Raw genomic sequence first — 25,148 nt, forward strand, 5'->3', positions numbered from 1 at the left:
GAACGGACGGCAATGACCACTGATTCCACGACAGAACGCACCCCGCTGCCGCTGCCCGCCCTGCTGGCCCGGCGGGCCGACGAGATGCCCGACACCGTCGCCTACGTCTATCTGCAGAACGGTGAGGAGATCGGCGAGGAGGTCACCTACGGGCAGCTCCACGGCGATGTGCAGGCGAGGGCCGGCGCCCTCGCCGGGCTGGCCGGCGAGCGGCGCAGCGCCGTACTGATGTACCCCAACGGTCTGGAGTTCATCAGGGCGTGGCTGGCCTGCACCGCGGCCGGTCTCAAGGGGGCCCCGGTCCAGGTGCCGACCCGCCAGCACGCGGCGCAGCGCGTGCGGACCATCGCCGACGACGCGCGGACCACGCTGGTGCTCACCACCCGCGAGGTCCGCGACCAGGTCCTCGCCGACTTCGACGGACTGCCCGAACTGGCCGGCCTGGAGATCGTCGCCACCGACGAGCTGCCCGCGCCGGTCGCCGGGACCGAGCTGCCGGTGCCCGAGCTGTCGGACGTGGCCCTGCTGCAGTACACCTCCGGCTCCACCGGAACGCCCAAGGGCGTGATGGTCACGCACGCCAACTTCTGGTTCAACGCGTGGGAGACGGACCGCCTGTGGCCGATGGAGGACGACGGCGCCGTCGTCTCCTGGCTGCCGTTCTTCCACGACATGGGCCTCCTGCTAGGCATCGTGCTTCCCCTGTGGGCGGGCCGACCCTCGTACCTCATGGGGCCCGAGGCCTTCATCCGCCGTCCCGGGCGCTGGCTGGAGGCGGTGTCCCGGTTCGGCGGCACGCACTCCTCGGCCCCCAACTTCGCGTACGACCTGTGTGTACGCAGCAACAGCGTGCGCGGGCCCATCGACCTCTCGCGCTGGCGGATGGCCGCCAACGGTGCCGAGCCGGTCCGCGAGCACACGATGGCGGAGTTCATCGGCAAGTTCGCCGCCAGCGGCCTGGACAGCCGGGCCCTCTCGCCGTGCTACGGCCTGGCGGAGCACACGCTGAAGGTCGCCGGCAGCCCGCCGGACGCCGAACCGGCTCCGCTCGTGCTGGACGCGCAGGCGCTGGGCCGGGGCAGGGTGGCCCTGGTCACCGACGGTCCGGGCACGTCCGTCGTGACCAGCACCGTCATGAGCGTCGGCCACACGGTCGGGGACACCCGGGTACGCATCGTCGACCCGCACACCCTCAGGGAGGCGGCGTCCGACGAGGTCGGCGAGATATGGGTATCCGGTCCGTGCGTGACGGCGGGCTACTTCGGGCGCGAGGAGGAGAGCGAGCGAACCTTCCGGGCGCTCATCCCCGGCGCCGAGGCGGACGGGCCCTTCCTGCGCACCGGCGACATGGGCTTCGTACACGGTGGGGACCTCTTCATCACCGGCCGTCTGAAGGACCTGATCATCGTCAAGGGCCGCAATCACTACCCGCAAGACCTGGAGCACTCCGTCGAGGGCAGCCACCCGCTGCTGCGCCCGGCTTCCGCCGCCGCGTTCCCGGTGGATGACGGCACGGAGGAGTCCGTGGTCGTGGTGGTGGAAGGCGACAGCCGGGTGGGCCGTTACGCGAGCGCGCAGGAGGTGACGGACGCCGTGCGGGAGGCGCTTCGCCGGAACCACCGCATCGACGTGGCGGATGTGGTGCTGATCCGCCGCGGCACCCTGCCCAAGACCACCAGCGGCAAGGTGCGCCGCCGGCCGTGCCGCGAGCAATACCTGGCCGGGACGTTGAACCGGCTCGCCGTGCCGGTCGCCCGGGCTTGAACCGGATCTGACACCGGCTTTACAGAGGCCTGACGTTCCCCGCACATGGACTTGAGGGTTCGTGTACATGCCGTTCCCTGGATGTCCCGAATGTGAAGTCTCTGCGGGCCGGCCCACCGGTACGATCACCACATGGAACTTCGTCAGCTGGAGTACCTCGTAGCGGTGGCCGAAGAAGCCAGCTTTACGAAGGCAGCCGCGCGCGTCTACGTGACCCAGCCCTGCGTGAGTGCGCAGATCAAGCGGCTGGAGCGGGAGCTGGGGCAGGACCTGCTCGACCGGGGCGGGCGGACGATCCAACTGACGGGTGTGGGTGCGGCGGTACTGCCGCACGCGCGCGCGATGCTGGCCGCCGTCGACGGCGTGCGCGACGCCGTGGAGAGCGCGTCCGGCGTCGTGCAGGGACAGGTGGCGCTCGGCTCCGTCGCGTCCTCCCTCTCCCTGCGGCTCCCCGAACTCGTCGCGGACTTCAGCGAGCAGTACCCCGACGTGGAGATCTCACTCAGCGAGGGGAGCACGGAACAGCTGGTCGAGGCCGTGCGGGCGGGGCGGATCGACGTCGCCGTCATCGGCATTGGCACCGATCCGCCCGCCGACCTCGAAACCCTGGTCATCGCCGACGAGTTGCTGGTCGGCGCGGTGAGTCACGACCACCCCCTCGCCGGGCGCACCAGCATCACCGCCGACGAGGTCGAGGCCCACGCGCTGATGTGCCTGCCCGGCGGCAGCGCCATGCGCGCCGCGTCCGACGCGGCCTGGGCGGCGGCCGGCATCAAACCCCGGGTGGCCTTCGAGGCCAGCGATCCCCGGGTGCTGGCCCAACTCGCCGCCCGCGGCATGGGGATGGCGATCCTGCCGGAGCGGTTCGTACTCTCCCAGCCGGACCAGCTGCACCCCGTCGAGATCACCAGCATGCACCTGCGCGGCGGCCTCGCCCTGGCCTGGCGGCCTAGCGGCCGCATGGGTCCGGCGGCCCGTGCCCTCGTGGCACGGGCGCGCACGCAGCTCGGCTAGCTCGGAGCCACCGCCCGTCGCGGCGAACCGCCCGCCCCGCCGGTCCCCCACCTACCTTCCCACCCTCACCGGAAAGCGCCACGTGAACGTAGTTGACCTCGCGCGACTCCAGTTCGCCGTCACCGCGACGCTGCATTTCCTGTTCGTCGCCCTGACCCTCGGACTGGTCACGGTCGTCGCCCTGACACAGACCCGGGCGATCCTCACCAGGGAACTCGCCCTGCGAGCCACCCGCATGCGCCGCGTGCGCTTCTGGGGCGGCCTTTACGTCATCAACTACGCTCTCGGCATCGTCAGCGGACTCACCCAGGAGTTCCAGTTCGGCCTGAACTGGTCCGGCCTCTCCCACGTCATGGGCAACGTCGTCGGCGCCCCGCTGGCCGTCGAGAGCGTCGCCGCGTTCTTCCTCGAATCGACCTTCCTCGGGCTCTGGGCCTTCGGGTTCAACCGCGTGCCGCCCCGCGCCCACCTCGCGCTGATCTGGGGCGTCGCCCTCACCGCGTATGCCTCCACCTTCTGGGTCATGGTGGTCAACGGTTTCATGCAGAAGCCCGTCGGATACGAGATGCGCGGCGGCACCGCATACGTCACCGACTGGGGGGCCCTCCTCACCAACGGGGCGACCTGGTACGCCGTCGTGCACATCGCGGGCGCCGTGTCCCTGCTCGCCGGCCTGCTCATGGCCGCTGTCAGCGCACACCACCTGCGCCGCGGTCAGGACACCGACTTCTTCCGCCCGACGCTGCTCCAAGGCTCCGTCCTTGCGGGCTGCGGCGCGGTCGTCACCGCGATCGCGGGGTTCGATCACCTGGAGGCGCTCAAGGGCTACCAGCCCGAGAAGTACGCCGTGCTGATGGGCCAGACCGGCGCCGAACTCGACGCGGTGCGCGCCGCCGCGGCGGCCCGGTACGGCAACGGCGACTGGCTGCCGCCCGCGTGGGTGGGCGGGGCGTCCGTGCTCATGCTCGTCCTCGGCGTCCTGCTGGCCTTGCTGGCCTGGATCCCGGCCACGGCCGCCCGTGGCGGAGCGCCGGGCCAGTCGCTCGCCCGCCGGCGGTTGCGGCTGAGGCTGCCGTCGGTCCTGCTGCCCCTCGGATTCCTGGCCCTGATCTGCGGCTGGCTCAGCCGTGAGGTCGGCCGGCAGCCGTGGATGGTCACCGGCGAACTCACCGTCCGCGACGCCGTGGCTGACGTCTCCCGCGGGGGGATGCTCGCGTCGTTCGTCGTCTTCACGCTCGTGCTCACCACCCTGGCCGTCGTCGACTGGGTGCTCATGGTCCGCTTCGCGCGGCTCGGACCGGACGCGGGACTGCTCGGCGACACGGGCCTCTTCCCGGACGCCGAAGAGCGCAGGGTCCTGCGGGAGGGCGACCGGGGGACTCCTCAGTCGGACGTCCGCCCCTCCTACTGACCCTCCCATGACCGTACGTACGCTGAGCTGACGGGGAATCAACCGTGGATGTCTTTTGGTACGCCCTGGTCGGGCTCCTCCTCGCCGGCTACCTGGCTCTGGAAGGCTTCGACTTCGGCGTTGGGATGCTGATGCCGTTCGCCGACACGGAGACCGGCCGTGCGCGCATGCGGCGCACCATCGTCCCCCTCTTCCTCGCGAACGAGGTGTGGCTGGTCGCCTTCGGTGGACTCCTCTTCGGAGTCCTGCCCGTGGCGGAGGGGGAACTGCTGCACGCGCTGCGGCTGCCCTTCCTCGGCGTGCTGTGCGCGTGGTTCCTGCGCGACGCCGCACTGTGGTTCCGTACGGCGTACGAGGGCGCCGGCTGGCGCCGGACCTGGGACATCGTCCTGGCGGCCGCCAGCCTGGTCCTCGCGGCCGGCTGGGGCGCCGTCCTCGGGATGCTGGTCCGGGGCCTGTCCACCGGGTCCCACGGGCACGCCGTGGCCTCAGCGGCCGATCTGACGCACCCCTTCACGTTGCTCTGCGCGGCCCTGGCCGTCACCGGCAGCCTGCGCCAGGGCTCGCTCTTCGCCGCCCGCAGCCTGCCGGAAGGCAGCTCGCTGAGGGTGGCGTTCGGCCGACTGACCCGGGTGCTGACCCCGATCCTGCTCGTGCTGCCCCTGCTCGTCGCGGCCCTCGGCACGGTCGCCACCGACGCACCCGTGGCGGTGGCCACCACCGCGGTCCTCGCCGCCGTCGGCGTATACGCCTCTGACCGCGTCCAGGCGACCGGCCGTACCGGCGTGGCGCTGCTGCTGGGCGCCGCGCCGCTGGTGGCCCTGCCCGCGCTGGTCGGCGCGGTGAACGGCACCACGGTGCTGGCCACCCGTGCGGGCGTGGGCAGCCTGGAACTGTCTCAGGCGATCGCCGACTCCGCCTCCCTCGCGCTGATGACCGCGATCGTGCTCCCGGCGCTGGTCCTGGTGGCCCTGGGCCAGCTGTGGTTCTGGCGGGTTTTCGCGGGTGCGGGAAATCGGCGGTGAGTCGCGGCCATGGAGACCGGCATGGTCACATATAACGGATCCTTCTAGGGCCCTCTGCAAACAGACCGGTAAGGTGAGTTCATGGGTAACGTGTCACACGCACATCCGGAATCCGTGGTCCGCGGGGCGATAGCGGCCGAACGCCGCGAACTCGCGACCGTATTCGACGAGCTGCCCGCAGGGAAATGGGACGAACCGTCCCTCTGCTCCGGTTGGCGGGTCCGGGAAGTCGTCGCCCACATGTCGCTGGGGTTTCGGTACTCCATTCCCCGCGTGGCCAAGGAGCTCGTCAAGGCCCGCGGCAGCCTGAACCGCATGACCGACCGCTGCGCGCGCAAGGACACGGCCGAGTTCTCCACCGGGGAGCTCGCGGCCTTCCTCCGGGACAACGCCACCCATCCCTGGAAGCCGCCGGTCGGCGGCATCGTCGCGGCGCTCGCCCACGACGTCGTCCACGGCCTCGACATCACGGTCCCCATCGGCGTCGACCGTGCGGTCCCCGAGGACCGGCTCCGCATCCTGCTGGACGCCGTCGACCCCAAATCCTTCAAGTTCTTCGGCGCCCAGCTCGACGGTGTGCAACTGCGCGCCGACGACCTCGACTGGACCTTCGGCAGCGGATCGCCGGTCACCGGCGCCGCACAGGACCTCCTGCTCCTCACCTTCGGCCGCAGGCTTCCCAAGGGCCGGCTCCACGGGCCGGAGGCGGACCGTTTCACCCTGACCTGATCGACGCTCAACCTCCCCTAGGGCCGCCCGGCTATCAGCCCGGCGGCCCTTTTGCATGCCCGCCTCCGGCCTGCCCGGAATAGAGGGACCACTATTAAGTCCCGGTAAATCGCGGGGTTCGGGAATAGGGGTTTTTCCGCGTGTGTGCGGCGTGTAGCGTGATGAATGCAATGAGCGTGCGGGGTGTGCGCGACCAGGGGGGTCTCGATGAGTACAGGGATATCGGCTGGAATTCCGGAACTTTCGAAGTTTCCTGGATCCGGAAGCCGTGGGCGCGTGGCCGAATTGCATGACCTGCGTGAGCAGGCGCGGCGCGGGCCGAGCGAGCGGGCGACCGAAGCGCAGCACGCCAAGGGCAAGCTCACCGCCCGTGAGCGCATCGCGCTGCTGCTGGACGAAGGTTCCTTCAAGGAGGTCGAGCAGCTTCGTCGCCACCGTGCGACGGGGTTCGGCCTGGAAGCCAAGAAGCCCTACACCGATGGTGTCATCACCGGCTGGGGCACGGTCGAGGGCCGCACGGTCTTCGTCTACGCGCACGACTTCCGGATCTTCGGTGGCGCGCTGGGCGAGGCCCATGCCACGAAGATCCACAAGATCATGGACATGGCCATCGCGGCCGGTGCCCCGCTGGTCTCCCTCAACGATGGCGCGGGCGCCCGTATCCAGGAGGGTGTCTCCGCGCTGGCCGGCTACGGCGGGATCTTCCAGCGCAACACCAAGGCCTCGGGCGTCATCCCGCAGATCTCGGTGATGCTCGGCCCCTGCGCCGGTGGCGCCGCGTACTCCCCGGCGCTGACCGATTTCGTCTTCATGGTCCGCGAGACCTCGCAGATGTTCATCACCGGCCCGGACGTGGTCCGCGCGGTGACCGGCGAGGAGATCACCCAGAACGGCCTCGGCGGCGCGGACGTGCACGCCGAGACCTCCGGCGTCGCGCACTTCGCGTACGACGACGAGGAGACCTGCATCTCCGAGGTCCGCTACCTCATCACGATGCTCCCCTCCAACAACCGTGAGAACCCCCCGGTCCACGAGACGAGTGACCCCGCCGACCGGCGCTCGGACGTCCTGCTGGACCTGGTGCCCGCCGACGGCAACCGCCCGTACGACATGCTCAAGGTCATCGAGGAACTCGTCGACGAAGGCGACGTCCTGGAGATCCACGAGCGGTGGGCCCGCAACATCATCTGCGCCCTCGCGCGCCTCGACGGCCAGGTCGTCGGTATCGTCGCCAACCAGCCCGGCCACCTCGCGGGCGTCCTGGACATCCACGCCTCCGAGAAGGCGGCGCGCTTCGTCCAGCTCTGCGACGCCTTCAACATTCCGATCATCACCCTCCTGGACGTCCCCGGCTTCCTGCCGGGCGTCGACCAGGAGCACGGCGGCATCATCCGCCACGGTGCCAAGCTCCTGTACGCGTACTGCAACGCGACGGTGCCGAGGATCTCGCTGATCCTGCGCAAGGCCTACGGCGGTGCCTACATCGTGATGGACTCGCAGTCCATCGGTGCGGACCTCACCTATGCCTGGCCCACCAACGAGATCGCCGTGATGGGTGCCGAGGGCGCCGCCAACGTCATCTTCCGCAAGCAGATCGCGGATGCCGAAGACCCCGAGGCGATGCGCGCGCGCATGGTCAAGGAGTACAAGGCCGAACTGATGCACCCGTACTACGCGGCCGAGCGCGGCCTCGTCGACGACGTCATCGACCCCGCGGAGACCCGCGAGGTGCTCGTCAGCGCCCTCTCGATGCTCCGCAACAAGCACGCCGATCTGCCGTCCCGCAAGCACGGCAACCCGCCGCAGTAGAGCGCCGGTTCAACGCAGACGAGAGACGAGAGGAGCGATCCGTCCATGAGCACGACCGCCGTCGAGGGCGTTCTGCGAGTAGAGAAGGGCCACGCCGGACCCGAAGAGGTCGCGGCCATCACCGCGGTCCTGATGGCCTGCGCGGCGGCCCGGGCCGCCGCCGCCGACCCGGGCGAGCGGCCCCACAAGGCAGGCTGGTGCAGCAGGGGTTTCCAGGCCGCGCACAGTTGGCGGGGCTGAACCGGGCCGTGGCCCGGGTCGGGTTCGGCCCGCGCCACGGCCGGTGGGCCTCACACGCCGACGAGCCTCCGGTCCGCCGCCGTACGCTGGCGCGGGGTGCGGTACCCGGCGCCAGCGTGGCCGCGGTGCGGGCCAGCCGGGCGGGCGGTGTCCGCGGTACGCGGCCGGGCGGGCCACGACCCGAAGCCGGGGAGGGCGAGCAGCACCGGCGGCCGGGTCCAGTCCTCCTGCCGCAGGACCACGTCGACGCGGGTGCGGTCGTCGGCGGCGATGTCCACGGGGCCCACCGTCCCCACGAGCAGGGGGGAGTCCCCCCACTGATCGCTCAAGGTCCGGGCCCCGAGCGTCACAGCGTGCAGGTACCAGGTGCCCGGCGGCACGTCTGTCACTTGGAAGGGCCCGCTCCCGTCGAGCTTCGTCCAGGCCGCGGGCTGCCCCTGGAGGATCGGGCTGTCGAACAGGCCGATGTGCAGGGGCGATCGCGAGCTTCCCAGCACGCGGGCCGTCCCCGACACGGATCCGAGCGGCCCGCGCTCGACGGCGAAAGGTGTGATGCGGGGACCCTCGCCCGTGCCGCCCCGGCCGATCCGCCGGTACTGGGTGGGGGAGAGGCCGACCGAGGCCGTGAAGCGCCGCGAGAAGGTGCTGGGGCTGCTGTACCCCACTCGCGCCGAAATGTCGGCCACATTCGAGGAGCTGTGCACCAGGAGCGACTTGGCCTCGTGCAGGCGGACGGCGCTCAGGAAACGGCCGGGCGTCACACCCGTGGTGCGTTGGAAAACCCTGATGAAATAGAATTTGCTCATCATCACCGACCGGGCCAAATCATCAAGCACGAGCGGCTCGTGGTAATTTTCGCGAATGGTCGTGATGGCGCGGCGAGTAAGATGCTCCATGAATCACGCACTCCCTGGATCTGGTCGACGACGGTAATACATGGGTGGGCAGCCGCCAGTGCGCCGTGTGTCCCGCAGAGACGTGAAACGGCATCACAAAAGTGCACCCGTATGAGGGCGGAGCGAGGCTCGCCGTGGGTGCTATTGAGGGAGCGAGGTACCGCACGGGTGTGCTGCGCACCTGCTCGCGGGGCTGACGGCCCGTAAGATCAGCCGGCTCGGAGGGCCTGTCGGCGCTCCCGCTAGGCGGGCCGGCTGTTGAGGAAACTGGTTGGTCAACCAGGGAATGTGCGGCGAATCAATGTCGCCCGGTTATACGGCTCACCGCGCCGAAGTCGGTCTTGCATGCGACTGTGTTCATCCTTGGACACGTGGCAACCCCCGTTGCAATCTGTCACGACGGGTTTGAGCCTCGCACACGAGCCGCTTTGAGGCAACTGACAACATGTTCCGGGCAGATGCGCAGGTTCTGCGATGTTGTTGAAATTTCATTTGAACGCAACACCGCGAGAATGGGCGCCCTGTGATCGAGGAACTGTTGCCGTCCGCGGCGGCCGCCGCCGCCGCGGCGGGGGACCTGCCGTACGCCGACCTCTACCCGGAGGAGCTCGCTCTCGTGCGCCGCATGGCCCCCCTGCGGCGGCAGGAGTTCGCCACCGGCAGGCACTGCGCCCGGCAGGCGCTCGGCCTGCTCGGTGTCCTGCCCGGCCCCATATCAAGGACGGAGGGGGGCGCTCCGCGCTGGCCCGAGGGCACGGTGGGGAGCATGACCCACTGCGCCGGGTACCGGGCTGCGGCCGTCGCCTGGCGCCGGGACCTCCTGGCGCTCGGCATCGACGCCGAACCGCACGCGGCGCTCCCTGGCGACGTACGGAAGGCCATCACCCTCGGTAGTGAACGGGCCGCCCTCGCCGACCTGGAAGCGGCCCACCCGCGGATCCACTGGGACCGCCTGTTGTTCAGTGCCAAGGAGTCGGTCTACAAGGCGTGGTACCCCCTGACCGGTCGGTGGCTGGAATTCACCGATGTGGTGCTCGCGTTCGACCCGGTGCGCGGCACCTTCACGGCGCGGTTGCTGGTCTCGCCGCGCACGCCGGCGGAACGCCGGTTTCCCGTTGAGTTCAGCGGCCGTTGGGCGGTCCGGACGGGCCTCGCCCTCACCGCCGTGGCCATCGCAGGCCCCGCCGCCCGCGTCGGAACCCACCCGGCCACGCGCGATGCGTACCGATCAGGTGAGCAATCTGGGCGATGACACGGGTGCGGCCCGGACAGCAGGCTGGGGAGGCCGATCAGGGGACGCGTGACCTCCCCGGGGCACGACGCGCGGCTGCCGAACGGGGCAGCGGCGCGAACGGCTCGCCGCCGACCGCACCTTCCCCCGAATCGGGGACCTGACGCAGGGCGGGGCCGCGTGACCCCGTGTGCGCCCTTGCAACGTGGTCGCGCCGCACGCCGAACACCACCCCACCGCCGCCGCGCCCCATCGCGCGGGGCGGCGCTCGGCCATCGCCTTCCCGCCAACGCCGGCCAACCGAGGACGGACCGTACCGATCATGACCAGTCATCAAGTGCAGTTGTTGTTCCTGGATTTCGGGTTGATCCTGCTGCTCGCCCGCGGTCTGGGCGCCCTGGCCGCCCGCATCGGCCAACCACCCGTGGTCGGCGAGATCCTCGCCGGCATCCTCATGGGCCCCACGCTCTTCGGCGCCCTGTTCGCCGACCGCCTCTTCCCCGCCGACGTACGGCCGCTGCTGGGCGCGCTGGCGAACATCGGCGTCGCCGTGTTCATGTTCGTCGTCGGACTGGAACTCGAGCACCGCTTCCTGCGGGGCCGGGTCAAGATCACTGTCGGAGCGGCCGTGGGCTCGACCCTTGTGCCGTTCGCCCTCGGCATCCCGCTCGCCCTCTTCCTGCTGCGTCACCACCCGACCGAGCAGCGCGCCGCTTTCGTGGTGTTCATCGGCCTGTCCGTGTCCGTGACCGCGTTCCCCGTACTCGCCCGCATCCTGGTCGGCCGCGGGATGTCCCGGCTGGCGATCGGCGGCCTCGCGCTGGCCACCGCCGCCGTGGTCGACGTCGTTGCCTGGTCGGCGCTGGCCGGCGTGCAGGCGTTCGTCGGCGGTGCCGGCGACTACTGGCAGGTCGCCCTGCTCATCCCGTTCGTACTGGCCCTGGTGGCTGTACGCCCCCTGCTGAAGCGGGTCCTCACGTACGGCGGCCCCGGGAGCACCCTCACCCCCACGGGGCTGGCCCTCGTGATGGTCGGCATCTTCCTGTCCGGCGTGGCGACCGAGATGATGGGGCTGCACTACATCTTCGGTGCCTTCCTGTTCGGCGCGCTGATGCCCCGCGAGGGCACGGAGGCGCTGCGCGAGGAGATCTGCGAGCGCACCGGCGAGATCACCTCGTTGCTGCTCCCCGTCTACTTCGTGGTCGCGGGCCTCAAGGTCGACCTGCGCGGCATGGGACTTGAAGGGCTCACCGAGCTCGCCGTCATCCTGCTCGTCGCCATCGGCGGCAAGTTCGGCGGTACGTACCTGGGCGCCCGGTCGCAGGGCCTCACGCCCGGGGACTCGGGCACCCTGGCGGCGCTGATGAACACCCGCGGCCTGACCGAGCTGGTCATCCTCGGCGTCGGGCTGCAACTCGGCCTGCTCGACGGCCCGCTGTACTCCCTGATGGTCGTCATGGCCCTGGTGACCACCGCCATGACCGGGCCGCTGCTGAACCTGATCCGCGCCAGGAGCGCCCGGCGGGGGCTGGCCGCCGTGCTTGACCTCAGCGCCGTCGGCGACGGGGCCGAGCAGGGTGTGTCCGGCGCTGCACGAGGCAGCCGTGCCGCTGGCTGAACGGGCCGGCCAACTCGCCGAACTGGCCGCTGTGCTCGACGACGCCGCCAGGGGCCGGGGCGGCGTCGCCGTTCTCAGCGGCGGCGTCGGCTGCGGGCGCACCGAACTCCTCGACGCGCTGCGGACGGCGGCCGTCCGGGCCGGGTACGTCGTCCTGAGGGCCGCCGGCTCCCGGCCGGAGCGGGACGCACAGGGCGGCGTGCTCGGCCAGCTGTTGCGCTACGCCGACCTCCCCGAAGACCGCTGCGACGCCCTGGCCCTGGAGCCGGCGCGGATACTCGGCCCGGGCGCCGGCGGCTCCCTCCGGTGGCCGCCCGACCGGGCGACCGGCGCGGCCCTGCACGACCTGACCGCCGGGCTGCTGCGGATCGCCGAGCAGGCGCCGGTCCTGCTCTGCATCGACGACATCGACCTCGCCGACTCCCTCTCCCTGCACTGGATCAGCCGGCTCGTGCCGCACCTGCGGGCGGCGCGCATCGCCCTGGTGGCCGCCGAGTGCACGACGACGCGGCCTGCCCACCCGCAGTTGCACGCCGAGCTGCGCCGCCACCCCCGCTACCGGCGGGTCGTACTCGAAGGCCTCGCACCCGGCGGCGTGGCCACCGTGCTGGCCGGCGCCCTGGGCGGCGAGGCGGCCCGGGGGCTGGCCGCCGCCTGCCACGGCATCACCGCCGGCAACCCCCTGCTCGTGCGGGCGCTCGCGACGGACCAGGGGCCCGCCGGCACCACGCCGGAAGGCGCCCCGGCGGCTGGGCCCGTCGTAGCCGACGCCTACGCGGACGCGGTGCTGAGCCTCCTCCACCGGGGCGGGCCCACCGTCCTGGCACTCGCGCAGGTCCTCGCCGTACTCGACGAGGCGGACGTGGACCCCGGCCTGCCGGCCCGGCTCCTCGAAGAGCAGCCCGCCGCCGTCGCCGAGCGGTGCCGGGACCTGGCGGCGGCCGGACTCCTCGAGGGCACGCGGCTACGGCATCCCGTGGGCCGCGCGGCGGTCCTGCGGAGCCTGTCCGCACCCGCCCGCGCGACGCTGCACCGCCGTGCGGCTGAGCTGCTCCACACGGAGGGGGCCGACGCCCCGAGGATCGCCCCGCACCTGCTCGCGGCCGCACCCTGCGACGAGCCCTGGGTGCCGGCCGTACTGAAGGAGGCCGCGCAGAGCCACCTGGCGGCCGACCGGCTCCAGGATGCGCGGGACTGCCTCGGCGCCGCCGTGGCGGTGTGCCGCGACGACGGCGAACGCGCGGTCCTGCGCGCGCTGTTGGCCGCCACCGTTCGGCTGCTCGACCCCGCGCTCGGCACCCGGCACGTCGCGGAACTCGCGGCGGCGCTGCGCGAGGGCCTGCTGCCCGGCCGCCACGCCCTGGCCCTGGCCCGGCACTTGCTGTGGCACGGCCGGTTCGGCGAGGCCGCCCTGGCCGTCCAGCGGGCGGGGGAGCAGGCAGCGGGCCCGTACGCGAGCCCGACGGTCGCCGCCGAGGTCCGGGCCACCCGCACCCTCCTGGCGGCGATCCGCCCACCGGTGCTGGTGCCGGCCGCCGGCACCGGTGGCGATCCCAGGATCCGGGCGGCGGCGGCCCTGTCCGAGGTGCTCGCCCGCGGCCCCGGCGCACCGGCCGTCGCCGCTGCGGAGGCCGCGCTCCGGGGCATGAGGCTGGGCAGGAACACCTCGGAATGGATCGTGTGCGCAGTGGCGGCCCTGTTCTATGCCGAGCAGACCGATGCCGCCGACCGGTGGTGCCGGCACTGGCTGACCGAGGCCCGTACCCGCAAGGTCCCGTTGTGGGAGGCGGAATTCTCCTCCCTGCTGGCCGGCATCCGGCGCCGCCAGGGCGATCCCGTCGGGGCGCGCGGCCTCGCCGAGGCGGCCCTGGCGCAGGTGCCGGTGGAGAGCTGGGGGGTGACCCTGGGCCGGCCGCTGGCCCATCTCGTCGAGGCCGCCACGGACCTCGGCGACCACCTGGCTGCCGCGGAGCACCTCGCCGTACCCGTGCCGGACGCGATGTTCGAGACCCGCTTCGGGCTGCACGTCCTGCACGCCCGCGGCCGCCACCTCCTGGAGACCGGACGGGCCGACGAGGCCCTCGACGACTTCACGGCCTGCGCGGACCTCATGCGCCGCTGGGGATGCGATCGACCGGCCCTCGTGCCCTGGCGGACCGGGGCGGCCCTTGCCCACCTGGCCTGGGGCGACACGACCACCGCCCGTGCCCTCGCCCAAGAGCAGCTCGCCCTGGCGGGACCGCTGCCCACCCGGACCCGCGGGCTCACCCTGCGGGCCCTCGCGGCCACCGAGTACGGCGCCGAACGCATCGCCCTGCTCACCGAGGCAGTCGCCGTCCTGCGCACCGCCGGCGACCCCCTCCAGGCCGCCGGCGCCCTGGCCGACCTCGCCCGCGACCACCTCCGGGCGGGCCGCACCGACCGCGCCCGGACGGGCCTCGCCACGGCTGCCCGGCTCGCCGGGCGGTGCGGGGCGCGCCCGCTGGCGGCCGCCCTCGCAGTGGAGGCCGAAGCGCTGGAGCCGCCCGGGCGGCGGCCCCGCGGCGACCGGGCGGGCCGGGCAGCCGCCCTCGGCCTGCTCAGCGCCGCGGAGCGGCGGGTGGCGGCCCTCGCGGCGGACGGGCACGCGAACAAGGAGATCGCGCAGCGCCTGCGCATCACGGTCAGCACGGTGGAGCAGCACCTCACCCGCGTCTTCCGCAAACTCGGAGTCCGGGCCCGCCGGGACCTCCTGTCGGCGATCGCCCCACCCGCCGCCGTCCCGGTCGAGCGCTGATGGGCCGAAACAGCCGTGTCCGGTTCCGGTCTTGATGTGTAGTGTGGGCTAACGTGAAGGCGGAGAACCTGCGGGGCAACCTTGAAGGCATGCTGCTGTCGGTGCTGGAGCCCGGCGCGCAGCACGGCTACGCCGTGATCGAGGAACTCAAGCGGCGCAGCGGCGATGCCATCAACCTCCCCACCGGGACGGTCTATCCGGCGCTGCACCGGCTGGAGGCCGCGGGGCTGGTCGGCAGTGAGTGGGGCACCCACAACGGCCGTCGCCGCCGCAACTACTTCCTCACTACGGCCGGACTTCGGGCGCTGGCCGACAAGCGGACGGCATGGCAGGAGATCTCCTCCGTCATCTCCGTCGTCCTGGGCGGGTAGGCGTGACGCAGGTGGCCGTACTGCGGCGCTACACGGACCACGTCGCGGAGCACCTGGTCGGACCGGACTCGCGCCGCTCGGCCATCCTCGACGAGGTGCTGGACGGCCTCCAGTGTGTGGTGGAGTGCAACCTGGACGACGGCGCCGACCACGAGGAGGCGGCGCACCGCGCCGTCCGGGAGTGGGGCCCGGCGCCCGAGGTCGCCCGCGCCTACAACGACGCGACCCTGCGCATCAGTGCGAACCGGCTGTCCGTGCAGGCGATGTGCGCCCTGCCGCTGCTCGCCGCGACCTGGGCGTCCGCGCTGCTCGGGGGCCCGGAGGGCCCCTGGCCGTACCATCCGCCGCTGTTGCTGACGGGGCTGTCGATCGTGGCCTTCGGCTGCGTGCTGTCCCTGGCGGGTGCGTTCTCCGGGCTCTCCAAGGGCACGGGCCTCGCCGCGGCGGCCGCCCGGCGCGACCAGATGGTCACCACGGGGACGCTCGCGGCCCTCATCGGGCTGCTCTCCGTACTCGGAGCGCTGACCCTGCTCCTGCTCAACCGGGGCCTGAGCCATCCGGAATCCTTGGACTGGCCCATGGTCGCCATCCCCGCGACGCTGACCCTGCTGGCCGGCGCGTACTTCGGGACGGCATTGAAGCGGTTCCTGTCCGTTCTGCGCGGGGCGGATCTTCCGGTAGTGCCAGCCTCGAACCGGTAGTACGGCGAGAGCCCTCGGCGGCCGGTCCCCTTGTCAGGGACCGGCTGCCGAGGGCTCTCCTGCTTTCCGGAACCTGCCAGCCCATCTCAACTGCCCTCGTATCGAGCGGGTTTGGTGTTGCGTCACTTCGATCAACGGGATAGCTTGTCCTCCGACATATGTAGCGTGGCTACACAGTAGCGTCCCTACAGGAGTGGTTACCTTGGAGCGCATGACTCGATGGGTGCTTTCCCATCGGCTGCCCGTCGTCTTGGTCTGGGTGGTGCTCGCCCTGGCCGGAGGCGCCCTGGCAGGCAGCACGATCAACAAGCTCTCGTACGAGTCGCGGCTCCCTGACAAGCAGTCACAGGCCGCGAACGACGCGCTGGCGCAGCGCTTCTCGCAGACAGGTGGCAAGAACGCCCCGCTGCTGCTCGTGGTGACCGTGCCCGAGGGTGAGAGCGTCGACAACGACGGCGTCCGTAAGCAGTGGGGCGACCTGATCGCCAAGGTCACCCCGGAGGGCGGCCGCAGCGTCTCCTACGCGGGCCCCGGCGGCGAGTCCCTGGTCTCGAAGGACAAGCACACCACGGTCGCGCTGGTCTACCCGCCGGCCAACCGCTCCAACGTGCCGTACGCCCAGTCCCTCCCGGGCATCAAGGCGACGGTCGAGCAGGCGAAGATAGCCGGAGCCCCGGTCGAGCTGACCGGCCAGCCCGTGCTTTCCGGCCGGGACAGCGGAGCCACGCGCAGCCCGATCTACGAGACCCTGATCGGCGCCCTCGGCGCCCTGGTCGTCTTGGGCCTGGTCTTCGCCAGCGGCCTGGCCATCGTGCCCCTGCTGATGGCAGCGGTCGCGATCCCCACCACGTTCCTGCTGGTGCGCGGCATCACCGGCATCACCGACGTCTCCTTCATCGTGCAGTTCCTGGTGGCGCTCATCGGCCTGGGCATCGCGATCGACTACGCACTCCTCATCGTCACTCGCTGGCGCGAGGAGCGGCAGAAGCCCGGATCCGACGGCGCCGACCCCGCCTCCCGCCGCGATGCGGTCATACGGGCCGTCGCGAGCGCTGGTCACGCGGTCGTGCTCAGCGGCGCCACGGTGGCGATCTCCCTCGCCGCGCTCGTGGTCCTGCCGGTTCCGTTCCTGCGCAGCGTCGGTTACGCCGGTCTGCTGATCCCGCTGGTCAGCGTCGCGATCGCGGTCACCCTGCTGCCGATCATGCTGTACGCCTGGGGCGACAAGCTCGACCGGCCGCGCCGGGCCCACCGCCCGGACAGCAAGCTGTGGGGCCGGATCGCCGGACTCACCACCCGCCGTCCCGCACTGTGCGCCGTGCTCAGCGGAGCGGTGCTGCTGGCCCTGGCCGCGCCCGTACTCGCCCTGCGCCTGGGCCAGCCGGCCACCGTGACGCTGGCCCAGGGCGGCAAGCCCGCCGCCGCGTTCCAGCGGATCGTCGACGCGGGCTTCGGCGAGGGCATCGCCCGCCCCCTTGAGGTCATCGTGGACGCCGGCGGCACCGACGCCCTGCACGGCAAGATCGCCGGCCTCGAAGGCGTCGCCGGCTCCGCGGCCCCGGCGGACTGGGCGCGCGGCGGACAGCGCATCGTCGACGTGTGGACCCAGGCCGACCCGTCCAGCAGCGCCGGCCGGGACACGGTCACCAAGGTCATGGACCTCGCCCAGGACACCCCCGGCGCTCTCGCCGGCGGCGGCCCCGCCACGGACGTGGACTTCATCGACGCGGTCTACGGTTCCCTCGGGCTCATCCTGATCCTCGTCGCCCTGCTCACCTTCGTGGTGCTCGCCCGTACCCTGCGCTCGGTCGTCCTGCCCATCAAGGCCCTGATCCTCAACGCGCTGTCCACCTGCGCGGCCTACGGCGTGATCGTCCTCATCTGGCAGAAGGGCTACGGCAGCGAGGCGCTGTTCAACACGCCGGCGATCGGAGCGGTGACCATCTGGATCCCCATGGCGGTCTTCGCCTTCCTCTTCGGGCTGTCCATGGACTACGAGGTGTTCATCCTCCACCGCATCCGTGAGACGCACCTGGAGCTGACCGCCAAGGGCGAGCACGACACCGTGGTCCCGTCCGTCGTGACCGGCATCAGCCGCACCGGCCGACTCGTCACCTCCGCAGCGCTCATCCTCTTCCTGGCCTTCATCGCGCTGGCCAGCATTCCGATCACCGACGTGAAGGTGTTCGCCACCGCTCTGGCGGCGGGCATCCTCATCGACGCCACCGTGGTCCGGGGTCTCCTCACCCCGGCTCTGGTCACCCTCCTGGGGCGGTCCAACTGGTGGTTCCCGCGCTCCTTGGGCCGGCTGCTCGTCACAACCCCCGGACAGGCACCCGGACCGAGGACTCGCCCGGCCGTCGACGACGCGGCAGGGCACGAGGGGCAGGTGGCGGAGGTGTCCGCCGCAGCCCCCGCCACGCAGGCCGGCCCGCAGAGCCGCGCCTGACGGTGTAAGCCACCGCGCCCCCGGCGCGGTGGCTTACACGCGCTTTCTCGCGCCTTCATCGGCGTACGCAAGGCTGGTCGGGCGAGCGTCGACGGCAATACGGCGCCCCCGACAGACGAGTGCGAAGGGAACCGACAGTGTTCACACAGAGGCCCAGCCACGACGTGGTGATCCTGGGATCGGGAATCGCCGGGTCCACCCTCGGCGCGGTACTGGCCCGCAGCGGGGCCAAGGTGCTCATCGCGGACGCGGGCACCCATCCCCGCTTCGCGGTGGGGGAGTCCATGATTCCCCAGCTCGTCGCCTGGCTCCAAGTGCTGGCCGAACGCTACGACGTGCCCGAGTTCGAGGCCCTCACCGACGCGACGACCATCAACGAGAAGGTGAGCAACACCTTCGGTCGCAAGCAGCACTTCGGATTCATGCTGCACCGACCGGGCCAGGAGCCCGACCCGGACGAGGCGCACCAGTTCGTCATCCCCGACGCGCTGACCTCCGCGAGCCACCTCTTCCGCCAGGACAGTGACGCCTACCTGCTGCGCGTCGCCGTCCAATACGGCTGCGACACGCGCCAGCAGTGGCGGGCCGAGAAGATCGACTTCGACGACGACGGCGTCACCTTGACCGGCACCGACGGGCACGTGGTCCGGGCCCGCTACCTGGTGGACGCGAGCGGCTTCCGCTCCCCACTGGCCGACCACCTCGGCCTGCGCGAGCAGCCGGCCCGGTTCCAGCACCACTCCCGGTCCCTGTTCACGCACATGATCGGGGTCAAGCCGTTCGACGACGTGCTGGACGTGCCCCAGGAGAGCCGGCCGCCGGTGCCGTGGCACAACGGCACCATGCACCACCTCTTCGACCGGGGCTGGTTCTGGATCATCCCGTTCGACAACCACGAACTCTCCCGCAACCCGCTGTGCAGCGTTGGCGTCACCCTCGATCCGCGCCTGTACCCCAAGCCGGAGGACGTCAGCGCCGAGGAGGAGTTCGCGCAGTTGCTGGCCCGGTTCCCCGCGGTGGAGCGGCAGTTCGAAGGGGCGAAGAAGGTCCGCGAGTGGGTGTCCACCAGCCGCCTGCAGTACTCCTCGAACAAGACCGTGGGCGAGCGGTGGTGCCTGATGTCGCACGCAGCCGGCTTCCTGGACCCTCTGTACTCGCGCGGCATGTCCAACACGTTCGAGATCATTCACTCCCTCGCCCCGCGGCTCCTCGCCGCGCTCGCGGACGACGACTTCTCCGAGGAGCGCTTCCGCCACGTCGAGGAGCTCGAACAGGGCCTGCTCGACTACAACGACACCCTCGTCAACTGCTCGTTCATCGCCTTCTCGCACTTCCGCCTCTGGGACGCGGTGTTCCGTGTCTGGGGCAGCGGCAACACCCCCGGCACCCTGCGGATCAACAACGCCCTGCGCAAGTTCCGCATCGACCGCGACGCGAGTGTCTTCGACGCCTTGGAGAAGGTGCCCCACACCGGCCTTTGGTGGCCCGACAACGACGACTTCAAGGCCCTGCTCGACGGTACGGCGAAGGCCTGCGCGCAGTACGAGGCCAAGGAGATCGACGGAGACCGGGCGGCGGACATCATCCTCGGCCTCATCGCGAAGTCCGAGGCGGTGCACCCGGGGTTCGGCTGGAAGGACGTCGACCAGCGCTTCATCCACCCGGACCGCGGCCAGATCTCGGACTTCTTGCAGTGGGCCGCGCGGTCGCCCGTTCCGGCACTGAGCACCGTAGGCCGCGAGAGCCTCGACGCGCTGCGCGCGGCAGGCGCCGTACCGACCTCCCCCTCCGTGGAGGGAAGCCGGTGACGGGCGTGGTGCAGGGCGGGCAGCCGACCGTGCAGGAGGCCAACAAGGCCCTCGCCCGCCGTTGGTTCGACGAGGGTTGGAGCCGCGGGGAGCTGGACGTCGCCGACCAGATCTTCGCCCAGGAGTTCCTGTTGGGCGGCCGGCCGGTCGGCCCCGAGGGGCCCAAGGAGAGCGTGCGGCTGCGGCGTGCCGCGTTCTGCGGGCTCACGGTCGAGGTGGGGCTGCAAGTGGCCGAGGGCCCGTGGGTGGCGAGCTGGTACACGACGCGAGGCACGCACGTGGGGGAGTTCGCCGGCGTGGCGCCCACCGGACGCGCGATCGCCTCGGAAGGAATCCAGCTGTGGCGCGTGGAGAACGGGCGCGTCGTCGAGGACCGGAACGTGTTCGACGTGGCTCGGGTCCTTGCCCAGCTGCGGGCGCCCGAGGGGAAGACCCCGGGACCGGCCCCCTTCGCTACGGGCTCGCGTGAATGATGTTGTTCTCGTAGGCGAAGATCACGGCGTGCACACGGTTGCGCAGGCAGAGCTTCCCCATCACACGCTGGATGTGGGACTTCACGGTGCTCTGGCTCAGTGTCAGCTCCGCCGAGATCTCCGCGTTGCTGTAGCCGCGGGTCACGAGGTGGAAGACCTCGACCTCCCGCTCCGTTAGCCCCTCCAGGGGAGAGTCCACCGACTCCTCTCGGGCCCGGGGGATGAGCAGGGACCGGCCCGTCGCCATGATGCGGACCGCGGCGGCGAGCTCCTCGGAGCTGCTGCCGCTGGACAGCACACCCTTCACGCCGGCTTGCAGGACGTGTTCCGCTGCGGCGTCCGCGTCGTCGATCAGTACGAGCGCGTTGGCCGCAGGCAGCGGCGACCGGGCCCTGGACAGTGCGTGCACGATGTCCAGGGCCCGGCCCGCGTCCCGGTGCGTGTTGATCACGACCACGTCGGGACGCAGCTCCTGGTACAGCGCGGCCGCGGTCTCGCAGTCCTGGGCGGCGCCGACCACCCTGAGGTCGGGGCAGCCGTCGAGAATGGTGTGCTGCCCCGTCAGCGAGATGGGGTGTGAGTCGATCAATAGGACGCTGATGTGTGCCGTCACTGTCTTGCATCTCCCCCAAGATCATGTCTTGTGCAATGGCCGGCCAGAATAACCCGGTTGAGTTGGCCGAATGCTGCGCAGGGTCGGGCGTGCCGCCGCGCATGAGGGGTGGGAAACCTTCACGCTACTGGACACTGGCCCACGGGGTGCGGAACACCCGCCCCCGGACCGGCCACCGGTCCCGGAGCGGGTGTTCGCCATTGGTTCAGCTCTTGCGGCCGATCACGGCCGTCGTCAGTGCGGGCAGCCGTACGACGCGCTCGACCGCGAAGCCCGCGTCCGTCATCCACGCGCCGCACTCGGCCGGCGAGAAGCCGCTCGCCTGCGCGGATTGCAGCATCATGATGAGGCTGAGCAACAGAGCGTCCGGATCCTGCCGTTCGTCGTCGAGCATCGTGTCGTACACGATCAGCCAGCCGCCGTCGTGGACGGCGTCGTACGCCTTGCGCAGCAGGGTCGCACGCTGCTCCGCCGGCCAGTCGTGCAGGACGCTGCCGAGGATCACGACGTCCGCGCGCGGCAACTCGACCTGGAAGAAGTCGGCGCCGACGTAGCGCAGTCGATCCGCCACGCCGCGCTCGGCCACGAGGCGGTCGAAGTGCTCCGCCATGGACGGCCGGTCCAGGACAGTGCCGGTCAGCCCGGGATGGGCGGTGGCGAGGTGCGCCGCCAGGTTGCCGCGGGCTCCGCCGACATCGCTGAACGTCGCGACGCGCGACCAGTCGAAGACCCGGGCGAGCTCCGGCCCGACGGCCCCGCTGAAGCTGTCCATGGCGGACAGGAACTGCCGCAGCCGGACCGGGTCGTGGAAGATCTTCGTGAACGGGACCTCGCCGCCGGCTCCCTGGTTGCGGGCCGTACCACCCCGCAGCAGCCCGTTGAGGGACTCCGGGTCGCTACCCATGAGTTCGGTGGTCATCCGCAGGAAGCCGCCCACGAACCCCTCGCGGTCCGGTAGCAGGTGGCGCTGCGTGCCGGGGCTGTTGCGGTAGCGGCCGTCCTCCCGTACGAGCAGCCCGATGGCGGCCAATGCGTCGAGGAAGTCCCGGGCGCCGCGCGGGTGCAGGCCCGTGCGGTCGGCCAGCTCCGCGGCGCCGAGCGAGTCGTCGCCCAGCACCGAGAAGACCCCGATGTCCATCGCCGCGGTCAGAAGCTTGCTCCGGAAGAAGGACCACCCGGTGAACATGACATCGAAGGGGTCCTCCAGCGGGCGCTCCCCGGTCCGGCGGGGCTCCGGGGAGAGGGGCCCGTCCGTGACGATTTCCGGTGTCGTCATGGCTGTCGAACCTCATTCATCGATGCGGTGCCGCTTTCCGCGCGGGACTCGCCGGGGGTGCCCGTGGACAGGGCCTGAGTTGGAATGCGTACGTCGCGTCGGCCGATTCGGTACCGCAGCCACCGCTCGACGGGGCGCTCGAAGAACTGGTACATGAGAGCGCAGGCCGCAATGCTGATGACAAGGGCGAGGGCCGCCCAGCCCGCATTTGACCAGCTGGCCTCGGCGGGGCGCATGTAGTATTCCATGATGCTCTTCCGGTTGAATACCGTGGAGGAAATCTCGAAGAGCACGGTGAAGTGCAGAAGGTAGAACGCGTACGACCATTCGCCGAGCGCCACCATCGGCTTCGCCTGTAGCCACGAGGTCCGTCCCGCGAGGTCCCGCTGGGCCACGGCGACCACTACGAGCGCGTACAGCGGGGCGGTGACCTGGGGCAGGGCGTCGTAGATGCCGACCAGGCGCCAGGTCTCGAACCGCAGCACCCACAGGACGAGGAAGCCGGCGGCGAGCAGGGCGGTGGCCGAGGCGGCACTGAGCGGCAGTCGCCAGCCCTTGCGCACGGCGGTGGCCGCGACCACACCGAGCAGGAACTCCCAGACCCGTGCGATCGGGGAGTACATGCCGAAGATCATGCCGTCCACACCGGTGAACGACGGGGGCAGCTTGGGCGGGTAGGCCTCCCACAGCCACACCTTGATGCCCCAGCCCACCAGCACCAGCGCCACGGCCGCGCCGCCGAGCCAGCGCAGTGACCGGCGTGCCGTGAACCTCGCGACGAACGGGAAGACCGCGTAGAAGAAGGCCTCGCAGGCCAGCGACCAGGTCACCGGGTTCGTGCTGGCCAGGATGTGGCCGGGCACCCACGCCTGGTACATCAGGATCGCGGAGAGCGCCATCAGCTTCAGGGAATCGCCCTGGCCCGGCCGGGCGTCGGGGAGCTGCAGGAACAGCGGGACCAGCACGGCCACCAGCAGCATGGGCCAGACGCGGGCGAACCGGCGGCCGTAGAACGGGCCCACCCGGTCGCCGGCCGCATACGTCCAGGTGAGGACGAAGCCGGACAGGACGAAGAAGAACGTCACGCCGGAGGAGCCCAGGCTCAGCACCGGTTTCGCGTCGGGCAGCGGCAGCAGGGTGCCGACGTGCGAGAGGAACACGGCGAGGGCCGCGATCCAACGCAGGCCGGTGAGGGAGTGCAGTCGGTCGGCCGGACCAGCGCCGAGTGCGAGGGGTGTCAGGGACGGTGATTCCCGCTTTAGCGCGGACGAACTCATGGAGACGACACCAGCCATTTCGACGGGGACGGGGACGGAGCGCAGGTGGCGGACATGAGAAGTCCAGCCAATCGTGCTGCAGCATTTCATCACCGGCCGATGAACCCTTGCTTAAGCCGGCATAAACCGGCCCCGTGGGGGTTGTCGGAACATTCCGTTCGCTGGCCTATTCGCCGAGGCTGCGGTTAATGTGTCGGCACGTATCAAGTTGAATTTCCGAAGAGATTTGAGGAATGTCATGCGGCGATTTCCGTACGCCTCGGCCATGGTGACCGGGGCGTCGAGTGGGATCGGCGAGGGGTTCGCCAGACTCCTGGCCCAGGAGGGCGTCGACCTCGTCCTCGTCGCGAGGCGGGCCGAGCTGCTGAAGCAGCTCGCGAGCGAGCTCGAGTCCGCCCACGGCGTTACCGTGGAGGTGCTCGCGCTCGACCTCACCGACGAGAGCCAGCTCGCGGTCGCCGAGCAGCGGCTCACGGATCCCGAGCGGCCCGTGGAGCTCCTCGTGAACAACGCCGGTTCGAGCGGCTCCGGTTACTTCGCGGAGCTGCCCGCGGAGCGCGAGCTGCACACGGCGGTGCTCAACGCGATCGTCCCGTTGAGGCTGTCCCGCGCCTGCCTGCCGGGCATGATCGCCCGCCGCGCCGGGGGCATCGTGAACGTCTCCTCGCTCGTCGCCGTCCTGCCCAAGCCGCGCTCCGCGACCTACGCCGCCTCCAAGGCCTTCCTTTCGTCGCTGGGCGAGAGCCTGGCCATGGAGGTCGCCCGGCACGGCGTCCACGTGACCACCGTGCACACGGGGCTGACCCGCTCCGGGTTCCACACCGCGGCCGGGGTGTCGGCCGACGCGCTGCCCAACATCAAGTGGCTGACGGCCGATCAGGTGGCCCGGGCCGGCCTGGACGCGGTGGCGGCCGGCGAGACGTCCACGGTGCCGGGTCTCGCCTACCGCATTAGGCTTCCCCTCATGCGTGCCATGCCGCGGTCCGTGGTCCGGGCCATCACGCGACGCGTCCACGAAAGGTGACCAGCATGAGCGGGCAGCGCTCCCTCTCTCCCAAGCACAGGATCCGCAACAACATCGTCATCCTCTCCCACCGGCTCGGGCTGCCCTTCGGGCCCATGCACCTGCTGACGGTCCCCGGCCGCACCAGCGGCCTGCCCCGCACCAATCCGGTCGCCCCGGTGGTCGTCGACGGCACCCGCTACATCCTCCAGGCGTACCCGCAGTCCGACTGGGTCAAGAACGCCCGCGCCGCGGGGCGCGGGGTGCTGACCCGTGGTCGGCGGGCCCAGTCGGTGGACCTCGTCGAGCTCCCCGTCGCGGAGCGGGGCCGTATCCTGCGGGAGTTCCCCGGCCAGGTCCCGCGCGGCGTCGACGCGTTCGTACGCAACGGGCTGGTCGAGTCGGCCTCCCCGGAGCACTTCGAGGCGGCCGCGGCGCGCTGCCCCGTCTTCCGCGCCGTCCCCCGTACGTCCTGAAGCGCGGCCCGTGGCACACCCGCGGGCCGCACCCCAGTACCCGGTACGGGAGGGACGCCACGACGGCAACACAACAGGAGCGGGGGGGGGGGGGGCCCCCCAGGCGCGTGGTCGCCCCCCCCCCGGGAGTGGGTCACGCCCCCCAGCGGAGAGGCATCGCAGTCAACGCACGCTACGCGAGGCCAGCC

21 protein-coding genes are annotated in these 25,148 nt (G+C 71.2%); 17 read left to right on the forward strand and 4 right to left on the reverse strand.

Annotated elements, in window-relative coordinates; translation table 11 throughout:
* Positions 1-12: 12 nt before the first annotated feature.
* The 7 genes from ACFXDJ_RS32330 to ACFXDJ_RS32360 all read left to right on the forward strand — a co-directional run bounded on the left by ACFXDJ_RS32330 (position 13) and on the right by ACFXDJ_RS32360 (position 7,992).
* Positions 13-1,764, forward strand: a complete 1,752-nt coding sequence (locus ACFXDJ_RS32330; RefSeq protein ID WP_384656809.1) for a fatty acyl-AMP ligase — start codon at positions 13-15, stop codon at positions 1,762-1,764.
* A 132-nt stretch (positions 1,765-1,896) separates the two neighbouring features.
* A complete protein-coding gene (locus tag ACFXDJ_RS32335) occupies positions 1,897-2,778 on the forward strand; it encodes a LysR family transcriptional regulator (RefSeq protein ID WP_384851093.1) in 882 nt (293 codons plus the stop codon).
* A gap of 82 nt (positions 2,779-2,860) precedes the next feature.
* The gene (locus tag ACFXDJ_RS32340; protein ID WP_384656804.1) at positions 2,861-4,189 is read left to right on the forward strand and encodes a cytochrome ubiquinol oxidase subunit I; all 1,329 of its coding nucleotides are present in this window, start codon (positions 2,861-2,863) and stop codon (positions 4,187-4,189) included.
* 44 nt (positions 4,190-4,233) lie between these two features.
* Positions 4,234-5,214 (forward strand): cytochrome d ubiquinol oxidase subunit II, encoded by a 981-nt coding sequence (locus ACFXDJ_RS32345; protein ID WP_384851095.1) that lies wholly within the window; start codon positions 4,234-4,236, stop codon positions 5,212-5,214.
* A gap of 81 nt (positions 5,215-5,295) precedes the next feature.
* Positions 5,296-5,943 (forward strand): maleylpyruvate isomerase family mycothiol-dependent enzyme, encoded by a 648-nt coding sequence (locus tag ACFXDJ_RS32350; RefSeq protein ID WP_384851097.1) that lies wholly within the window; start codon positions 5,296-5,298, stop codon positions 5,941-5,943.
* Positions 5,944-6,150: 207 nt separating this feature from the next.
* A complete protein-coding gene (locus ACFXDJ_RS32355; RefSeq protein ID WP_384656795.1) occupies positions 6,151-7,752 on the forward strand; it encodes an acyl-CoA carboxylase subunit beta in 1,602 nt (533 codons plus the stop codon).
* Positions 7,753-7,797: 45 nt separating this feature from the next.
* Positions 7,798-7,992, forward strand: a complete 195-nt coding sequence (locus tag ACFXDJ_RS32360) for an acyl-CoA carboxylase subunit epsilon (protein ID WP_384656792.1) — start codon at positions 7,798-7,800, stop codon at positions 7,990-7,992.
* A gap of 50 nt (positions 7,993-8,042) precedes the next feature.
* Here the strand turns inward: ACFXDJ_RS32360 and ACFXDJ_RS32365 are convergent, their stop codons facing one another.
* The gene (locus ACFXDJ_RS32365; protein ID WP_384656789.1) at positions 8,043-8,888 is read right to left on the reverse strand and encodes a helix-turn-helix domain-containing protein; all 846 of its coding nucleotides are present in this window, start codon (positions 8,886-8,888) and stop codon (positions 8,043-8,045) included.
* Between the two features lie 523 nt (positions 8,889-9,411).
* Here ACFXDJ_RS32365 and ACFXDJ_RS32370 point away from each other — a divergent pair.
* The 8 genes from ACFXDJ_RS32370 (at position 9,412) to ACFXDJ_RS32405 (ending at position 20,315) form a co-directional block, all read left to right on the forward strand.
* Positions 9,412-10,140 (forward strand): 4'-phosphopantetheinyl transferase, encoded by a 729-nt coding sequence (locus ACFXDJ_RS32370; RefSeq protein WP_384656786.1) that lies wholly within the window; start codon positions 9,412-9,414, stop codon positions 10,138-10,140.
* A gap of 301 nt (positions 10,141-10,441) precedes the next feature.
* The gene (locus ACFXDJ_RS32375; RefSeq protein WP_384656783.1) at positions 10,442-11,737 is read left to right on the forward strand and encodes a cation:proton antiporter; all 1,296 of its coding nucleotides are present in this window, start codon (positions 10,442-10,444) and stop codon (positions 11,735-11,737) included.
* Positions 11,724-14,513: an ATP-binding protein gene (locus tag ACFXDJ_RS32380; RefSeq protein WP_384656781.1), complete on the forward strand. Its 2,790-nt coding sequence runs from the start codon at positions 11,724-11,726 to the stop codon at positions 14,511-14,513. The genes ACFXDJ_RS32375 and ACFXDJ_RS32380 overlap by 14 nt, the downstream gene beginning before the upstream one ends.
* Positions 14,514-14,566: 53 nt before the next feature.
* Complete coding sequence (locus tag ACFXDJ_RS32385; protein WP_384656779.1) at positions 14,567-14,884, forward strand: PadR family transcriptional regulator; 318 nt, start codon at positions 14,567-14,569, stop codon at positions 14,882-14,884.
* A gap of 2 nt (positions 14,885-14,886) precedes the next feature.
* Positions 14,887-15,585, forward strand: coding sequence for a hypothetical protein (locus tag ACFXDJ_RS32390; RefSeq protein WP_384656776.1), 699 nt, complete (start codon positions 14,887-14,889; stop codon positions 15,583-15,585).
* Between the two features lie 211 nt (positions 15,586-15,796).
* Positions 15,797-18,034, forward strand: a complete 2,238-nt coding sequence (locus ACFXDJ_RS32395) for an MMPL family transporter (RefSeq protein ID WP_384661819.1) — start codon at positions 15,797-15,799, stop codon at positions 18,032-18,034.
* 137 nt (positions 18,035-18,171) lie between these two features.
* Positions 18,172-19,842 (forward strand): NAD(P)/FAD-dependent oxidoreductase, encoded by a 1,671-nt coding sequence (locus tag ACFXDJ_RS32400; RefSeq protein ID WP_384661822.1) that lies wholly within the window; start codon positions 18,172-18,174, stop codon positions 19,840-19,842.
* Complete coding sequence (locus tag ACFXDJ_RS32405) at positions 19,839-20,315, forward strand: ester cyclase (RefSeq protein WP_384661824.1); 477 nt, start codon at positions 19,839-19,841, stop codon at positions 20,313-20,315. Before ACFXDJ_RS32400 ends, ACFXDJ_RS32405 begins: the two co-directional genes overlap by 4 nt.
* On the opposite strand, the gene ACFXDJ_RS32410 is transcribed toward ACFXDJ_RS32405, so the two are convergent.
* From ACFXDJ_RS32410 to ACFXDJ_RS32420, 3 genes are all read right to left on the reverse strand, one after another.
* Positions 20,296-20,928 carry a LuxR C-terminal-related transcriptional regulator gene (locus tag ACFXDJ_RS32410; RefSeq protein ID WP_384661827.1) on the reverse strand — a complete coding sequence of 211 codons (633 nt, stop codon included), beginning with the start codon at positions 20,926-20,928 and terminating at the stop codon, positions 20,296-20,298. The genes ACFXDJ_RS32405 and ACFXDJ_RS32410 overlap by 20 nt on opposite strands.
* Positions 20,929-21,133: 205 nt before the next feature.
* The gene (locus ACFXDJ_RS32415; protein WP_384661829.1) at positions 21,134-22,204 is read right to left on the reverse strand and encodes a methyltransferase; all 1,071 of its coding nucleotides are present in this window, start codon (positions 22,202-22,204) and stop codon (positions 21,134-21,136) included.
* Positions 22,201-23,481, reverse strand: a complete 1,281-nt coding sequence (locus ACFXDJ_RS32420) for an acyltransferase family protein (protein WP_384661832.1) — start codon at positions 23,479-23,481, stop codon at positions 22,201-22,203. The genes ACFXDJ_RS32415 and ACFXDJ_RS32420 overlap by 4 nt, the downstream gene beginning before the upstream one ends.
* A 238-nt stretch (positions 23,482-23,719) precedes the next feature.
* On the opposite strand from ACFXDJ_RS32420, the gene ACFXDJ_RS32425 reads away from it, so the two are divergent.
* Positions 23,720-24,505 carry an SDR family NAD(P)-dependent oxidoreductase gene (locus tag ACFXDJ_RS32425; protein WP_384661835.1) on the forward strand — a complete coding sequence of 262 codons (786 nt, stop codon included), beginning with the start codon at positions 23,720-23,722 and terminating at the stop codon, positions 24,503-24,505.
* Positions 24,506-24,510: 5 nt separating this feature from the next.
* On the forward strand, positions 24,511-24,960 hold the full coding sequence (locus tag ACFXDJ_RS32430; RefSeq protein WP_384661837.1) for a nitroreductase/quinone reductase family protein: 450 nt from the start codon (positions 24,511-24,513) through the stop codon (positions 24,958-24,960).
* Positions 24,961-25,148: the final 188 nt, after the last annotated feature.

The sequence above is a fragment of the Streptomyces sp. NPDC059443 genome, assembly GCF_042750105.1.
Taxonomy (GTDB): Bacteria; Actinomycetota; Actinomycetes; order Streptomycetales; family Streptomycetaceae; genus Streptomyces.

What these genes read in the sequence shown, in the direction of transcription:
- ACFXDJ_RS32330 (WP_384656809.1), top strand. Translation starts at nt 13, where the DNA reads ATGACCACTGATTCCACGACAGAACGCACCCCGCTGCCGCTGCCCGCC.
- ACFXDJ_RS32335 (WP_384851093.1), top strand. Translation starts at nt 1,897, where the DNA reads ATGGAACTTCGTCAGCTGGAGTACCTCGTAGCGGTGGCCGAAGAAGCC.
- ACFXDJ_RS32350 (WP_384851097.1), top strand. Translation starts at nt 5,296, where the DNA reads ATGGGTAACGTGTCACACGCACATCCGGAATCCGTGGTCCGCGGGGCG.
- ACFXDJ_RS32355 (WP_384656795.1), top strand. Translation starts at nt 6,151, where the DNA reads ATGAGTACAGGGATATCGGCTGGAATTCCGGAACTTTCGAAGTTTCCT.
- ACFXDJ_RS32360 (WP_384656792.1), top strand. Translation starts at nt 7,798, where the DNA reads ATGAGCACGACCGCCGTCGAGGGCGTTCTGCGAGTAGAGAAGGGCCAC.
- ACFXDJ_RS32365 (WP_384656789.1), bottom strand. Translation starts at nt 8,888, where the DNA reads ATGGAGCATCTTACTCGCCGCGCCATCACGACCATTCGCGAAAATTAC.
- ACFXDJ_RS32375 (WP_384656783.1), top strand. Translation starts at nt 10,442, where the DNA reads ATGACCAGTCATCAAGTGCAGTTGTTGTTCCTGGATTTCGGGTTGATC.
- ACFXDJ_RS32395 (WP_384661819.1), top strand. Translation starts at nt 15,797, where the DNA reads ATGACTCGATGGGTGCTTTCCCATCGGCTGCCCGTCGTCTTGGTCTGG.
- ACFXDJ_RS32415 (WP_384661829.1), bottom strand. Translation starts at nt 22,204, where the DNA reads ATGACGACACCGGAAATCGTCACGGACGGGCCCCTCTCCCCGGAGCCC.
- ACFXDJ_RS32420 (WP_384661832.1), bottom strand. Translation starts at nt 23,481, where the DNA reads ATGAGTTCGTCCGCGCTAAAGCGGGAATCACCGTCCCTGACACCCCTC.
- ACFXDJ_RS32425 (WP_384661835.1), top strand. Translation starts at nt 23,720, where the DNA reads ATGCGGCGATTTCCGTACGCCTCGGCCATGGTGACCGGGGCGTCGAGT.
- ACFXDJ_RS32430 (WP_384661837.1), top strand. Translation starts at nt 24,511, where the DNA reads ATGAGCGGGCAGCGCTCCCTCTCTCCCAAGCACAGGATCCGCAACAAC.